This window comes from Shewanella sp. Iso12 (assembly GCF_012030025.1).
Taxonomy (GTDB): Bacteria; Pseudomonadota; Gammaproteobacteria; order Enterobacterales; family Shewanellaceae; genus Shewanella; species Shewanella algae.
Window position 1 is genome coordinate 1 of record NZ_JAAUHW010000054.1, and the last position, 372, is coordinate 372.

At 53.0% G+C, this 372-nt stretch carries 1 protein-coding gene; it reads right to left on the bottom strand.

The window, feature by feature from the left end:
* Positions 1–372 (bottom strand): ATP-dependent Clp protease proteolytic subunit (locus HCX89_RS22705; protein WP_254428419.1); only part of this gene is annotated, 372 nt, incomplete at both ends.

Consider the following 372-nt stretch of genomic DNA (forward strand, 5'->3'; position numbering starts at 1 on the left):
TCGTAAGTCTTCGGCAGTTCCGCAAGCGCCACCCCAGTTGGAATGGACCATCAGAAAAGCATTTGCAGGCATGATCACCTTGTCGAATGCCATGGCGATCACGGACCCCATGGATGCTGCTACAGCCTCCACATATAGGGTCTTTGGAACTGGCATGCGGGCGATAATGTTATAAATTGCGAAGCCATCCATCACACTGCCACCGCCAGACTGAATGTAGGCCGTGACAGAGGTAACTTTTGGTACAGCAGCAATGTCGCGGGCAATACTCTTGGCGGTAAAGTCCCAGCCAACTTCGCCGTACATGGTCAGAGTCACGGCTCCTTCTGCAGAGGCCTTTATCTCGTATTTACCTTTAATCGGCGTCGCGCC